This is a genomic window from Muricauda sp. SCSIO 65647, assembly GCF_021534965.1.
Classification (GTDB): Bacteria; Bacteroidota; Bacteroidia; order Flavobacteriales; family Flavobacteriaceae; genus Flagellimonas_A.
This window is the reverse complement of the sequence record NZ_CP091037.1, coordinates 1,835,738-1,850,130: the sequence shown is the minus strand read 5'-3', so window position 1 is coordinate 1,850,130 and position 14,393 is coordinate 1,835,738. Positions and strand designations below refer to the sequence as shown.

Annotated in this window: 14 protein-coding genes; 5 read left to right on the top strand and 9 right to left on the bottom strand. The window is 44.8% G+C overall.

Annotation, left to right across the window (positions count from 1 at the left end):
• Positions 1–37: 37 nt before the first annotated feature.
• From L0P89_RS08210 to arfB, 3 genes are all read left to right on the top strand, one after another.
• Complete coding sequence (locus L0P89_RS08210) at positions 38–2,191, top strand: prolyl oligopeptidase family protein (RefSeq protein ID WP_235267922.1); 2,154 nt, start codon at positions 38–40, stop codon at positions 2,189–2,191.
• Between the two features lie 71 nt (positions 2,192–2,262).
• The gene (locus L0P89_RS08205) at positions 2,263–3,243 is read left to right on the top strand and encodes an ABC transporter ATP-binding protein (RefSeq protein WP_235267921.1); all 981 of its coding nucleotides are present in this window, start codon (positions 2,263–2,265) and stop codon (positions 3,241–3,243) included.
• Between the two features lie 3 nt (positions 3,244–3,246).
• On the top strand, positions 3,247–3,648 hold the full coding sequence (gene arfB, locus L0P89_RS08200) for an alternative ribosome rescue aminoacyl-tRNA hydrolase ArfB (RefSeq protein ID WP_235267920.1): 402 nt from the start codon (positions 3,247–3,249) through the stop codon (positions 3,646–3,648).
• Between the two features lie 26 nt (positions 3,649–3,674).
• On the opposite strand, the gene L0P89_RS08195 is transcribed toward arfB, so the two are convergent.
• The 7 genes from L0P89_RS08195 to pdxA form a co-directional block, all read right to left on the bottom strand.
• Entirely contained in the window at positions 3,675–4,787 is a 1,113-nt protein-coding gene (locus tag L0P89_RS08195) for an NAD(P)/FAD-dependent oxidoreductase (RefSeq protein WP_235267919.1), read from the bottom strand.
• A 30-nt stretch (positions 4,788–4,817) separates the two neighbouring features.
• Positions 4,818–6,170, bottom strand: coding sequence for an acetyl-CoA carboxylase biotin carboxylase subunit (gene accC / locus L0P89_RS08190; RefSeq protein WP_235267918.1), 1,353 nt, complete (start codon positions 6,168–6,170; stop codon positions 4,818–4,820).
• A gap of 90 nt (positions 6,171–6,260) precedes the next feature.
• Positions 6,261–6,749, bottom strand: coding sequence for an acetyl-CoA carboxylase biotin carboxyl carrier protein (accB, locus tag L0P89_RS08185; protein ID WP_235267917.1), 489 nt, complete (start codon positions 6,747–6,749; stop codon positions 6,261–6,263).
• Between the two features lie 27 nt (positions 6,750–6,776).
• Complete coding sequence (locus tag L0P89_RS08180; RefSeq protein WP_235267916.1) at positions 6,777–7,766, bottom strand: beta-ketoacyl-ACP synthase III; 990 nt, start codon at positions 7,764–7,766, stop codon at positions 6,777–6,779.
• A gap of 177 nt (positions 7,767–7,943) precedes the next feature.
• Positions 7,944–8,144, bottom strand: coding sequence for a 50S ribosomal protein L32 (rpmF, locus tag L0P89_RS08175; protein WP_235267915.1), 201 nt, complete (start codon positions 8,142–8,144; stop codon positions 7,944–7,946).
• A gap of 6 nt (positions 8,145–8,150) precedes the next feature.
• Complete coding sequence (locus L0P89_RS08170) at positions 8,151–8,681, bottom strand: DUF177 domain-containing protein (protein ID WP_235267914.1); 531 nt, start codon at positions 8,679–8,681, stop codon at positions 8,151–8,153.
• Between the two features lie 130 nt (positions 8,682–8,811).
• Positions 8,812–9,864, bottom strand: coding sequence for a 4-hydroxythreonine-4-phosphate dehydrogenase PdxA (pdxA, locus tag L0P89_RS08165; RefSeq protein ID WP_235267913.1), 1,053 nt, complete (start codon positions 9,862–9,864; stop codon positions 8,812–8,814).
• A gap of 47 nt (positions 9,865–9,911) precedes the next feature.
• Between pdxA and L0P89_RS08160 the strand changes: the two genes are divergently transcribed.
• Positions 9,912–10,496 (top strand): riboflavin synthase, encoded by a 585-nt coding sequence (locus L0P89_RS08160; RefSeq protein ID WP_235267912.1) that lies wholly within the window; start codon positions 9,912–9,914, stop codon positions 10,494–10,496.
• A gap of 150 nt (positions 10,497–10,646) precedes the next feature.
• On the opposite strand, the gene L0P89_RS08155 is transcribed toward L0P89_RS08160, so the two are convergent.
• Both L0P89_RS08155 and L0P89_RS08150 read right to left on the bottom strand, forming a co-directional pair.
• Positions 10,647–11,747 (bottom strand): acyltransferase family protein, encoded by a 1,101-nt coding sequence (locus tag L0P89_RS08155; protein ID WP_235267911.1) that lies wholly within the window; start codon positions 11,745–11,747, stop codon positions 10,647–10,649.
• Complete coding sequence (locus tag L0P89_RS08150) at positions 11,747–13,558, bottom strand: sodium:solute symporter family protein (RefSeq protein ID WP_235267910.1); 1,812 nt, start codon at positions 13,556–13,558, stop codon at positions 11,747–11,749. The genes L0P89_RS08155 and L0P89_RS08150 overlap by 1 nt, the downstream gene beginning before the upstream one ends.
• An 84-nt stretch (positions 13,559–13,642) precedes the next feature.
• Here L0P89_RS08150 and L0P89_RS08145 point away from each other — a divergent pair, with 84 nt between their 5' ends.
• A complete protein-coding gene (locus L0P89_RS08145; protein ID WP_235267909.1) occupies positions 13,643–14,383 on the top strand; it encodes a sulfite exporter TauE/SafE family protein in 741 nt (246 codons plus the stop codon).
• The last annotated feature ends 10 nt before the right edge of the window (positions 14,384–14,393 follow it).

Sequence of the window (14,393 nt, the reverse complement as noted above, 5' to 3'; positions counted from 1 at the left end):
TTTTATGGTATTTTTAACCAAATCAATCCTATCGAAAATGAAAAAAATAACACTGCTCGCAGTACTGCTTATCTTTGCGGCCTGTAAAACAAAAAAAGAGAGAGATCCCATTGTTGTGAACTATCCTGAAACCAAAAAAGTCGATACCGTTGATGTCTATTTCGGCACCGAGGTCAAAGACCCCTACCGTTGGCTTGAAGATGATAGAAGTGCCGAGACCGAGGCCTGGGTCAAAACCCAGAACAAGGTCACTTTTGGGTATCTCGACAGCATTCCATTTCGCAACGACCTAAAAGACCGCCTTGAGAAACTGTGGAACTATGAAAAATTGGGTTCTCCTTTCAAAGAGGGCGACTACACCTATTTTTATAAAAACGACGGCCTACAAAACCAATACGTGGTCTATCGAAAAAAGGAAAATGGTGAAGCTGAAGTGTTTTTAGACCCCAATACCTTTTCTGAAGATGGCACCACTTCTTTGATGGGGCTAAGCTTTACCAAAGATGGCTCTAAAGCGGCCTATCTAATTTCTGAGGGGGGAAGCGATTGGCGCAAGGGCATTGTCATCAATGCCGAGGCCAAGGAAATTGTCGAAGATACGTTGGTCGATATCAAGTTTAGCGGCATTTCTTGGAAGGGCAATGACGGTTTTTTCTACTCTAGTTATGACAAGCCCGATGGCAGCGAACTTTCGGCCAAAACCGACCAGCACAAGCTCTATTACCACAAATTGGGCACTCCACAATCAGAAGATCAGGTCATTTTTGGTGGAACGGCCGAAGAAAAACATCGGTATGTGGGCGGCTATGTTTCCGAAGATGAAAAATACCTGTTCATCACCGCATCGGTTTCCACTTCAGGCAATAAATTGTTCTTGAAAGATCTAACAAAGCCCAACAGCGAATTGGTGACCGTGCTTGACGATACCGAATCTGACACCTATGTAATCGACAATGAGGGCCCGTCACTCTATTTGGTGACCAATAGAAATGCCCCGAACAAAAAGATCGTGGTCACCGATGCTTCAGATCCAGTTCCTGAAAACTGGAAAGATTTCATTGCTGAGACCGAACATGTGCTGACCGCCGGAACGGGAGGGGGTTACTTTTTCACTGAATATATGGTCGATGCGATTTCGAAAGTATTGCAATATGATTATGAGGGCAATCTTGTACGCGAAGTAGCACTACCCGGTGTGGGCAGTGCCGGAGGGTTCGGTGGCAAAAAGGAGGACAAGGAGTTCTACTTTTCGTTCACCAACTACAATACCCCGGGCTCATCTTACAAATACAATGTGGAAACAGGCGAATATGTGCAATACTGGAAGCCTGCCATTGATTTCAATCCTGATGATTATGAATCGACCCAGGTATTCTACACCTCTAAAGATGGCACTAAGGTGCCGATGATCATCACCCATAAAAAAGGTATCGAACTCAATGGAAAAAACCCGACCATTCTTTATGGCTATGGAGGTTTCAACATCAGTTTGACGCCCTCTTTCAGTATTGTCAATGCGGTTTGGATGGAGCAAGGTGGCGTTTATGCCGTGCCCAATCTTCGCGGTGGCGGTGAATATGGTAAAAAGTGGCATATCGCCGGAACCAAGATGCAAAAGCAAAATGTTTTCGACGACTTTATCGCCGCTGCTGAATACCTGATTGAAAACAACTACACTGCAAAAGAATATCTCGCAATTCGCGGAGGATCCAATGGAGGGCTTTTGGTGGGGGCCACTATGACACAACGGCCTGATTTGATGCAAGTGGCACTGCCTGCCGTGGGCGTATTGGATATGCTCCGCTACCACACCTTTACCGCCGGTGCAGGGTGGGCCTACGATTACGGCACTTCAGAAGAAAGCGAGGAGATGTTTGGGTACTTGAAAGGATATTCGCCCGTACACAATGTAAAAGAGGGGGCAAACTACCCTGCCACTTTGGTCACCACCGGCGATCATGACGACCGTGTGGTGCCAGCACACAGCTTCAAGTTCGCCGCCGAACTGCAAGAAAAGCAAGCAGGTGAAAATCCGGTGTTGATCCGTATCGAGACCAAAGCGGGCCACGGTGCAGGAACCCCGGTGAGTAAGACCATTGAGCAATATGCCGATATTTTTGGGTTCACCCTTTACAATATGGGGTTTGACGAATTGCCCAATCGGGGGATCTTAAAGGAGTTCAAGGATTGATTTGAGCCATTAGCTTTCAATAAAACCTTATAATAATCCGTTTCCATTAGAAGCGGATTATTTCTTGTTACATGCTCAACGTAGAAAACATTTCCTTTTCCTATCAAAAGGAGCCCGTATTGAAAAACATTGATTTTTCTCTGGAAAAGGGCACGCATTTGGCCATAATTGGTGAAAGCGGTTCGGGCAAGAGCACATTGCTCAAGGCCATTTACGGATTGCTACAGCTTGATGCAGGCAGTGTGCATTGGAACAGCGCCAAGGTTCTGGGGCCAAACTTCAATTTGATTCCCGGGGAAAACTATATGAAGTATGTTTCCCAAGATTTTGACCTGATGCCCTTTACCACAGTTTTTGAAAATGTGGCAGAACATCTTTCCGTTTTTGAAATGGACACACATCAGCCCCGTGTTGACGAATTGCTCAATACTGTTTCCATGACGGCCTTTGCCAATGCCAAGGTCAAAGACCTAAGTGGTGGCCAAAAGCAGCGCGTAGCTTTGGCGAAAGCCTTGGCCCAAGAATCGGACATTCTTCTTTTGGACGAGCCCTTTAGCAGTATTGATCAGTTTAAAAAATATGAACTTCGGCATAAGCTTTTTCCCTATTTAAAAGAACGAGGAGTCACCATAATTACGGCCACCCATGACCCCGAAGATGTATTGGCCTTTGCCGATGAGGTCTTGGTGCTCAAAGATGGGGTTCAGATAGCGCATGAACCTACCCAAAGACTGTATGATAAGCCCAAAGAAAAATACGTGGCTTCTTTGTTTGGCCAAGTGAATGAGTTGCCCATAAAACTGCTCAAAGAGTACGCCGAGACCGATGCCAAAATACTGGTATATCCGCATGAATTTCAAATTTCAAAAGAAAGTGGTGTGGAGGTATACGTAATCAAAAGTCATTTTAAGGGCAGCACCTATCTTATTGAAGGCGTTACCGACAATGGGCAACACATTTTCTTCTCCAACAGCCATGCCCTGAAAGCTCATGTCAAAGTTTTTTTGAACATACCCTTGCCCCTGGTCAACAAAAGAATGATAAACAATTGACCGATGAATAAGGAGAAGCTTTTTTCGGAGTTAAAGTTCAAGGCCATTCGCAGTAGTGGTTCTGGTGGGCAACATGTCAACAAGGTCAGTTCGAAAATAGAATTGACATTTGATTTAGCAAATACATTGGCGCTCACACCAAGCGAAAAAGAGCGTGCCCTTGAAAAATTGAAGCCACGTCTAACAAAAGACCATGTTTTGATACTGCAATGTGACGAGGCGAAAAGCCAGCATCAAAACAAAAAATTAGTTACTCAACGATTTTTTACGTTGCTGAAAAAAGCCCTGCACGTTCCCAAAAAACGAAAACCTACAAAGCCTTCCAAAAGCTCCATTGAAAAACGATTAAAATCCAAGAAAAAGGATTCCCAGAAAAAGGCAAATCGTAGAAGACCCGAGGTATAGAATCTGGGTCAATGGTAACACCCACACTACACAAAGTTTGCAAGCTGCCTGCCGACCAAGCTTCCGATGGCCACCCCCATTCCCCCCAATCGAATGCCACAGCACACATTTTCTGAAAGCTGTTCAACAATAGGGGTTTTTTGGCGACCCACACCCATGATTCCACTCCATGAGCGATCGATCTCAAACTCTTGGTCGGGAAGTATGATGTCTGCAAGTAGTCTTTTCAATTCTTTTTGAATAGGGCCTGTGGTACCAAAATCGGTTGTTTCTTCTCCGATGAAATCAAGATTTCGGCCCCCGCCAAACAAAATGCGATCATCGACATTTCTGAAATAATAATAGCCCTCATCAAAATGAAAAGTGCCCTTGATATGCAGGTTTTTAATGGGTTTGGTCACCAGTACCTGTGCCCTTACGGGTTTGACCGTTTTATTGAGCAATTGGCCAGCAAAACCATTGGTGGCAACAAAGAGTTTTTTTGTGACCAATTCAACCCCTGCAATGTTTATGTGCACGGCATCTCCATTATCCTCAAAAGCGGTCACCGCCATGCCGTTTAAAACAATGATCCCTTTTTCATGGGCTTTTTGTAGCAGTTGCCACATCATTTTTCCAACATCCAACTGGCCTTCAAACCGATGGGTGATGTATCGCTTTTGTACTCCTTGAAAGCCGAACCGGTTGGGCAGTTCTTGAAATGGATCACCCTTGAAAATGGGTCTTAAAAAAGCATTGATCTCAGGTATTTTTTTTTGGCATTTCTCATATAGCCCAATATCCTTATCCAAGAAGATTTCGTGTCCACCATTTTGTTCAAAACCAATAGGGTCATCTCCCAAAAGTCTTCGAAGTGTGTCAATGCCCTCAAACCGTTGTCTTACCAATTGAAACACCTCTTCATCTTTATGGTTCTCAAGGTCTGAAATAATCTCTGAGATACTTCCAAAACAGGCGAAGCCTGCATTTTTGGTACTTGCGCCTTGGGGTAAAACGCCCTTTTCAAGGATCAGTACCTTTGCCTTTGGGTATTTCTCCTTTAGAAAAACGGCAGTAGTGAGCCCCACAATACCGCTTCCTACTATTGTAAAGTCAATCTCGGAAAACCAAGTCTTATATTCCCAATAACTTAATCGCATACAAAAAACCCCGACTAGGTCGGGGCGAATTCAATATAGGTATTTTTCATCTATCTCAAAATCTTCCATGAACTTGGTGGTATAGTTACCGGCCAAGTAGTCATGGTCATCCATCAACTGACGATGAAAGGGTATGGTCGTCTTTATGCCTTCAATGACAAATTCATCTAAGGCCCTTCGCATCTTATTGATGGCTTCTTCACGGGTCTGGGCCGTAGTGATCAACTTCGCGATCATCGAATCATAGTTCGGCGGAATGGCGTAGCCGCTGTACACATGGGTATCTAATCGAATACCATGACCGCCCGGCGTGTGCAATGTGGTTATCTTGCCTGGCGAAGGCCTGAAATCGTTATAAGGGTCTTCAGCATTGATCCTACATTCGATGGAATGCAATTTCGGAGTGTAGTTCTTGCCAGAAATGGGAACACCGCCTGCCACCAAGATCTGTTCGCGAATCAGATCATAATCGATTACCTGTTCGGTAATGGGGTGTTCAACCTGAATACGGGTATTCATTTCCATAAAATAGAAATTACGGTGCTTGTCGACCAAGAACTCGACCGTGCCCGCCCCCTCATATTTAATATATTCGGCGGCTTTGACAGCTGCCTTGCCCATGGCATCACGCAATTTATCGGTCATGAACGGTGAAGGGGTCTCTTCGGTAAGCTTTTGGTGCCTTCGCTGCACCGAACAATCGCGTTCTGATAGGTGGCATGCCTTGCCGTATTGATCCCCCACGATTTGAATCTCGATATGGCGGGGTTCTTCAATCAGTTTTTCCATGTACATACCACCATTGCCAAAAGCTGCCTCGGCCTCTTGAACGGCACTCTCAAAGTTCTTTTCGAGTTCTTCTTCTTTCAAAATGGCACGCATCCCTTTTCCGCCACCACCAGCCGTGGCTTTGATCATCACTGGATAACCCATTTTGTTGGCCACTTCTTTGGCCTCTTCCACATCTTTCAAGATTCCATCCGATCCAGGTATGGTCGGCACTCCCGCTTTTTTCATGGTCTCTTTGGCCGTGGCCTTATCACCCATTTTCTCAATCTGCTCTGCAGAAGCTCCTATAAACTTGATGTCAGATTCAGCACATATTTTCGAAAACTTGGCGTTTTCAGAAAGAAAGCCATAACCGGGATGAATGGCATCGGCATTGGTAATCTCAGCGGCAGCAATGATGTTCGGTATCTTCAGGTATGATTCGTTACTGGGTGCAGGGCCTATACAAACTGCCTCATCGGCAAAGCGAACGTGTAGGCTCTCTTCATCTGCTTTGGAATATACCGCCACTGTTTTGATGCCCATTTCTTTACAGGTACGGATTACCCGCAGTGCAATCTCTCCCCTGTTTGCTATCAATATTTTTTTGAACATACTTTTGAGTTTAAGAGTTCATGGTTTAGCAGTTTATATGTCAAGATCTGGTAACCCAAAACATATAAACCTTAAACTTTAAACTTTTGATTAACTGGGGTCCACCAAGAACAACGGTTGGTCAAATTCAACCGGTGACGAGTCTTCTACCAGTATCTTGACAATCTTGCCCGACACTTCTGATTCGATATCATTGAAGAGCTTCATGGCCTCGATCACACAGAGCACATCCCCTTTATTTATGGTTTTTCCCACTTCAACAAATGGCGGCTTGTCAGGTGAAGGCTTACGATAAAAAGTACCGATAATGGGTGATTTTATCGTAATATACTTTGAGTCATCCGCATCCACTTCTTTCTGCTCTGCCGCTGGAGCCGCCGGTGCTTCGGCAACAGGTGCCGGTGCTTGGGCCACAGGGGGCTGGGCCACTGGAATCTGTTGTACGATGGTTGTCTCAGGTGAAGAGGTATGAGATCCGGTACGAATGGTAATCTTTAAATCTTCCATCTCAAGTTTTACCTCGCTGGCACCAGATTTGGCGACAAACTTGATCAGGCTTTGAATTTCTTTGATGTCCATGAAATATTTGATTTAGTTAGTTTCTAATCAGTAGGCCCATTTTAAATAGATCGAGCCCCAAGTAAATCCGCCTCCAAAAGCAGCAAATATCAGGTTATCTCCCTTTTTTAACTGCTTCTCGTAATCATAAAGCAGAAGTGGGAGGGTTGCCGATGTGGTATTTCCATATCGGTGTATGTTCATCATGACCTTGCTCTCGTCAAGGCCCATTCGGTTCGCCGTAGCGTCTATGATTCTTTTGTTCGCCTGATGGGGCACCAGCCAATTCACATCTTCATGGGTCAGCCCATTGCGTTCCATGACCAAGCCCGATACATCTGCCATATTCGATACAGCGAATTTAAATACTGATTTACCATCTTGAAACACATAGTGCTGTTTGTTCTTGACCGTTTCTTCTGAAGCTGGTAAAATAGAGCCTCCTGCTTCGATTTTCAAGAACTGCCGCCCAACACCGTCTGTTCGCAAATGCTCATCTTGTAACCCTAACCCTTCATCATTGGCCTCGAACAAAACGGCTCCCCCGCCATCACCAAAAATGATACAGGTCGTTCGATCGGTATAATCGATGATGGAAGACATTTTGTCGGCCCCTATCAACAATACTTTGTTGTACCTGCCCGATTCAATATAGCGGGCAGCGGTCGACATGCCATATAAAAAACTGGAACAGGCAGCCTGCAAATCGTAAGAGAACGCATTGGTAGCACCGATTTGGGATGCCACATATGTTCCTGTCGCGGCCACTGGCATATCGGGCGTTGCCGTTGCCATGAGCACCATATCGATTTCAGAGGGGTCAAGTCCTCTTTTTTGCAATACGTCTTCAGCAGCTTTAATGGCAAGAAATGAGGTGCCTTGGCCTTCTTCCTTTAAAATTCTACGTTCTTTGATTCCGGTTCGGGTGGTGATCCATTCGTCAGTGGTCTCAACCATCGTCTCCAACAGCTTGTTGGTCAACACGAAATCGGGGACATAGCCTCCCACAGCTGTGATCGCTGCTGTTCTTTTATTCATTTTAGTGTCCTTTTTTAGTCAAAAACGGCACAATTTGACCCAAAAACAGGGAAAAATAGTGATTTTTTGTGATTTTTTGCTGCAAACACATTTGTTTTTGGAAATTTGGTTGCTGCCATAAAAAAACTCCCGATGCTTCTCAACGGGAGTCCTATTTTCTTTTCGAATACTATACGACTAAGCAGCGGTTTCTTCTTCGGTCTTGTCGATCAAGACCTGCCCTCTGTAGTACAATTTCCCTTCATGCCAATGTGCCCTGTGGTAAAGGTGCATTTCACCAGTGGTCGAATCTTTGGCAATGGTTGGCATGGTTGCCTTATAGTGGGTTCTTCTTTTGTCCCTTCTTGTTCTTGATATTTTTCTTTTAGGATGCGCCATGATTTCCTATTTATCTGTTAAAAATTTTTTTAATCCGTCCCATCTTGGGTCGGTATTTCCTTCTTCCCTTTTGTTTTCTTTCGGTTGTAGCTCTTCAAGCTTATCCAACAATTCTGACTTCAACGTACCGTCAACAACACCCGGATGTACTCTTTTTTGTGGCACTGCCAGTACCAACATTTCAAAGATATACTGCGCAATATTGATTTGATGCTCGCCATGCGGAATGATCAAGATCTCATCATCTTCATCGTTGTATTCTTCCCCAAACTTCACCACAAGATCCAAATCTGAGGTTATGGGCTGATCGTACGGCTCATTGGTCAAATCGCAATCAACGTTTACCGATCCCTTTGCAGTGATAAGCAATTCCATCATGGTGCTCATTTTTTTGAGCAGTGCTTTCACTTCAATCGATGTTGTATTGAATTCGTGATAATCAAAGGCTTCAAAGAACTCATTCCCTATCGTGTAGGCAAACGAATGGTTACCTTGTTTCAATCCCGAAAACGGAATCGTGAACTGCTTCATCTCCATTTTTCGCTCTTTCAGTTTGCCATATCCTCGAAAGGAAGCCAGGCCCTTTCGGTTCTGGCGGGTGCAAAGATACCATTTATTTAGAAATGCCCAACTGTTACCACTATATAATTCAATGTGGGCGAACGCCCTAGGCGGATTTCTTGACTTTTTGTTTTTTCAATGGATTTTTGGTCAATTCTTCATACTCGACCCTATTCTTGAAAATTTGGATGGCCGCAAAAACCGCTTCTTTGAAAGAGCTTTCGTCAGCCTTGCCATGGCCCGCTATTTCATAAGCAGTACCGTGGTCGGGCGAAGTGCGTACCCTCGAAAGACCAGCGGTAAAATTCACGCCTTTTCCAAATGATAGGGTCTTGAAAGGAATCAATCCCTGATCATGGTAGGCCGCCAGAATGGCATCAAAGTTCTGATGCGTTTTGGAGCCAAAAAAACTGTCGGCAGAATACGGCCCATACACCAAATGCCCCTTATCGAAGAGTTCTTGAATCACGGGCTTCAAGATTTTGTCGTCTTCTTGACCAATGGTGCCCCTATCACCACTGTGCGGATTGATGCCCAATAACGCAATCTTCGGCCTTCTGACACCAAAGTCTTTTTTTAGCGAGTCCATCATGGTTTCCACCTTTTCAAAAACCCGTTTTTGTGTAATGGCCTGGGCGACATCCTTCACTGCTATATGGTCGGTCAACAACCCCACGCGCAAGGTATCGGTTACCATGAACATCAGGCTTTCTCCCTCGAGTTCTTGGGCCAAGAAATCGGTATGGCCAGGAAACTTGAAATTTTCAGATTGTATGTTGTTTTTGTTAATCGGTGCGGTCACCAAAACATCGATTTCCTCCTTTTTTAAAGCTTCGACTGCTGCCCGTAAAGATCTTATGGCATACTTACCGCTTTCTTCGGTGGGTTTTCCAAATTCTATTCTTGGAGATTCTTTCCAGACATTGACCACATTGATTTTGCCCTCGACCATCTTCGAGACGTCATATACGCCATTAAAATTGGTGTTTAGGGATAGCGATTTTTTTTGGTGTGAAATAGTCTTGTTCGAAGCAAAGAGCACCGGAGTACAAAAATCAAGCATTCGGGCATCTTCAAAAGTTTTAAGGGCCACCTCACATCCGATCCCATTCAAATCCCCTATAGAAATACCTAGCTTTATTTTTGTGTTCCCTCCCATAAATATGGCTACATTTACACCGCAAATCTAGGCAATTTACCAAAGACATGTTTACAGGAATTATCGAAACCTTGGGCACAGTGGCCGCACTGAAAAAAGAAGGGGGCAATTTACATATTTCGATTTCATCACCCTTGGCCAAAGAGCTGAAAATCGACCAAAGTATGGCGCATAACGGTGTGTGCTTGACCGTAGTCGCCATTGACGACGATGAATATATCGTAACCGCCATTCAAGAAACCTTGAACAAGTCTAACCTAAATGAGTTGAAGATAGGTGATTTGATAAATCTTGAACGTGCCATGGTACTCGGCACCCGGTTAGACGGTCATTTGGTGCAAGGCCATGTCGACCAAACCGCAACATGTACCCATATCGACGAAAAAGACGGCAGTTGGGTCTTCACCTTTGCGTACGATACCGCGCAAAACAATGTGACCATTGAAAAAGGTTCGATCACCGTAGATGGGGTGAGCTTGACAGTGGTCAATTCGCAAAATGGTTATTTCAGTGTCGCAATCATTCCCTATACCTATGAAAATACCCGTTTCAAAACCTATCACGTGGGTAGCACTGTCAATCTTGAGTTTGATGTCATTGGTAAATATGTAGCAAGGTTGATGGCGACCTAGATGCCGCACGTTCGGTGTTTTCGGTTTCTGTTGTTTCAGGTAGAAGGTTCAAGGTTGAAGGTTCAAGGTTTAAGGTTCAAGGTTTAAGGTTGGAAAGAAGGTTGATGCTCGATGCAGGAAGTCAAAAGGATTTTTATAAACATCAGCATATCATACTTTTATAAAAATCCCTTTTTTATACATTACATAGGCCAATAGGCAATAAAAGGCCGCTATGGTCAACCCATATAGTAATGATGATAGCTGCATCGACATAAATTCATGTGCGTAAAGAGTATCAAACAACCACCCATGTAAAGAGGTGTCTTCATTTACCTTTATCGAATAGAAGAGTTTGGTGACAAAGCTCGACATGAAGTACACGACAATGGCGTTGGCCCCGGCATAGCGAAAAATGCTTCCGAATCGAAGCCCTTTGACATCGGTAAGATAATAGATCAATGCCAAAAAAATGTTCGCCCAGCCTGCAGTGACCAAAACGAAACTGCTTGTCCACAATGCCTTGTTGATAGGAAAGATGAAATCCCAAAGATGTCCGATTATGAGCATTGAGCCCCCAAGGCCAAACAGTATCTTGACTTTTTCAGCTTGCTTTGAGGTCAGGATCAACCCTGTGAAAATCCCTAAAAGCGAACTGCAGATAGCGGGCAGGGTACTCAGCAATCCCTCAGGATCATAATCTGGCCTGTAATTATGTGAACCAAATACCTGCACGTCAAGATAGTTGGCCAAATTGTTCGGGGCCCTATCAAAAGTCGAAGGTATCCCTTCTACAGGAACAAATGCCATCAACAGCCAATAGCCGATCAAGATAGAAATGCAGATCCCCAACAACGTTTTCCAATTAAAATTCAAAAAAAGTACCGCTGCAAAAAAGAATACGACCCCAATGCGCTGCAACACCCCGGGAAACCGAATCTCTGAAAACTCTTTGATAAATGGAAAACTGATGGTAAAAGCCCCCAAGAAAAGCCCTAAACCGATAAGTTTTAACGATCTAATCGTAATTTTTTTATAAGTGGCCGCATTAGCGGGCCTCTTGTTCTTGTAGGCAAACACGATAGATGTACCCACGATGAACAAAAAGAACGGAAATACCAAGTCTGTTGGGGTATACCCATGCCACTCGGCATGCAGAAAAGGCGCATATACCGCAGACCATGTGCCCGGGGTATTGACCAAAATCATGAGCACTATGGTCAGCCCCCTAAATATATCGACTGAAATAATTCGGTTCTGAAGATTGGCCATTACAACAAGTTATCTTTCATTTTGTTCCATGCACGTATCAACAAGAAACCCGAAACAAGGGCTACGCCCGTCAATGCCATAGCGGCCGTGGTTCTGCCATAGATCCAATAGCCCGTGGCGAACATGGTCGAATACACCAACACGACACCCAGCAACATGGCAACGATACCAGAGGGTACGCTCCATTTCTCCTTTCCTTTGACCACCGGATCATTCTCAGCTTCTGCTTCTTGTACCACTTTTGCCCAGCCCGGCCCACCGGGTTGTATTTTTCTATAGAAGTCTTTCAGCACTCCTTTTGATTCTGGCTGTGTCAAAAAGGTAGCTGACAACCATATTACAGAGGTCACCACCATGATGAAGGGCAATTCGCCCCAATCGGGTAAAATTCCTGTTTCAGGGCTGAACAGCATCGGTCTCAGCGAGGTAGTTTCCAGGAGAATGGCCAAAATACCCGAGGAAAACATTGCCGTAATCTCACTCCAAGCATTGATTCGCCACCAGAACCATCTAAGAATAAAAATCAATCCTGTACCTGCCCCGAACGACAACAACAGGTTGAAAATGCCCATGGCGTTCTGCATCGCCAAGGCCAAAAAGGCACTCAAAACCATCAAGACCACGGTAGATAGCCTACCGACCCTTACCATTTGTTTTTCAGTGGCATCCGGATTGATCTGCTGCTTGTAAAAATCGAAGACCATATACGAGGATCCCCAGTTCAGCTGGGTAGAAATGGTACTCATGTAGGCAGCGATCAACGAGGCCAATACCACCCCCAACAAGCCACTGGGCAATTTGGTCAGCATTGCCGAATAGGCCAGATCATGCCCCAGTTTGTCGGCCGGCACATTTGGAAAGGCCTCAGAAATACTGGCAATGTCAGGATACACCACCAATGAGGCCAGGGCAACCAAAATCCATGGCCAAGGACGGAGCGCATAGTGCATGATGTTGAAGAAAAAAGTCGCCCCTATGGCATGGTTCTCATTTTTGGCGGCCAACATTCGCTGGGCGATATATCCGCCACCGCCCGGTTCGCCTCCTGGGTACCAAGAGCTCCACCACTGCACCGCCAACGGAATCACCAAAATGGTGATCACTGCCTTGGTATCGCTAAGGTTTGGTATAATATTGAGTTTGTCCTTGACATTTTCACTTTCAATAATGGCCTGTATACCACCCACCTCAGGAATGTTCACCAAGTAATATGCTGCACCAATAGCTCCGGCCATGGCCACAAAGAACAATAGGAAATCTGTATAAACAACCCCTTTGAATCCGCCCAAGGCACTGAACACAACTGTTATCAGGCCGGCACTCACAACGGTTTCCCAAGGTTCAAGGCCCAGCATGATGCCCCCTATTTTAATGGCCGCCAAAGTAACTGCCGACATGGTGATCACATTAAAAAAAATGCCCAAATAGACGGCACGGAACTTTCGTAAGAACTTAGCGGGGGCTCCCCCATATCGCAGCTCGTAAAACTCAAGGTCGGTCTTCACATTTGATTTACGCCAGAGTTTGGCATACACAAAAACGGTCAACATACCGGTGAGCAAGAAACACCACCACCCCCAATTTCCCGATACCCCATTGGTACGTACCAAATCAGTGACCAGATTGGGCGTATCGGTCGAAAATGTGGTCGCCACCATCGAAAGGCCCAAAAGCCACCAGGGCATGGTTCTTCCTGAGAGAAAATACTCAGAAGAGTTTTTGCCCGACTTTTTCGAAACGTAAATTCCGATTCCTAAAACAATCGTGAAAAAAATAATGATGAAGCTGTAGTCTAACGTACTGAGTTCCATGGTCAGGTAGTTGGTGTAAGCCAAATATAGTATTTTAACGACTACTTTTACCTTAAATATTAGCTAGACAACACCATACGTCTTATGAACGAAGTTTCTGTTTTGGGTTGGGCGATGGCCTATACCGCCATTTTTTTGTTGGGTATTTCAAAATCGGGACTAAAGGGGCTATCGATCTTTAATGTGACCCTTTTGGCCTTGGCATTTGGCGCAAAAGAATCTACAGGAATTTTGATGCCCCTGCTCTTGGTCGGTGACATTTTTGCCGTGATCTATTACAATCGCCATGCCCGTTGGGATTATTTGTGGAAGTTTTTGCCCTGGATGATCCTCGGTATCTTAATAGGGGTCATTGTGGGAAAAGATTTGCCCGAAAAGCAGTTCAAAATTGGCATGGCGCTCGTTATATTGCTGAGTCTTGTCATTTTGGTTTGGTGGGAAAACAGAAAGTCAAAAAAAGTGCCCCAACATTGGACCTTCGCAGGCTCTGTCGGAATTGTGGCCGGTATCTGTACCATGATAGGAAACCTTGCCGGTGCCTTTACCAACCTTTTCTTTTTGGCCATACGATTGCCAAAAAACGAATTCGTGGGCACTGCGGCATGGCTGTTTTTTATGACCAATTTTTTTAAGCTTCCCTTTCACATTTTTGTCTGGAAAACCATCACCCCCGAAACATTGGCCATCAATTTGAAATTGCTTCCGGCCATCATCATTGGCCTCGCTTTGGGCATAAGAATTGTCAAACGCATCAATGAGAAACATTATCGCCGTTTTATTTTGGTGGTCACCGCGATAGGGGCTTTGATCATCTTATTTAAATGACCGCAAGTCT